The 217-nt window shown below is 71.4% G+C and carries 1 protein-coding gene; it reads left to right on the top strand.

Annotated elements, in window-relative coordinates:
- Positions 1-217, top strand: a 217-nt coding sequence (locus FFK22_RS42615; protein WP_143957094.1) for an AMP-binding protein, incomplete at both ends; no start/stop codon positions are given.

Below are 217 nucleotides of genomic sequence, written 5' to 3'. Positions count from 1 at the left end.
TGGCATCGGTCCGGGTGACCGGGTGCTGCAGAAGACGCCCTATGGCTTCGACGTGTCGGTGTGGGAGTTCTTCTGGCCGCTGATGACCGGGGCCTGCCTGGTGGTGGCCGAGCCGGGGGCGCATCGCGACCCCGAGGCGCTGGGCCGGGTGATCCGGGCGGAGGGGATCACGACGCTGCACTTCGTGCCGTCGATGCTGGGGGCGTTCGCGGCGTCC

Origin of the sequence: Mycobacterium sp. KBS0706, from assembly GCF_005938675.2 — a bacterium.
Taxonomy (GTDB): domain Bacteria; phylum Pseudomonadota; class Alphaproteobacteria; order DSM-16000; family Inquilinaceae; genus Inquilinus.
Note: the sequence above shows the minus strand (reverse complement) of the source record. Positions and strands in the feature narration are given on the sequence as shown.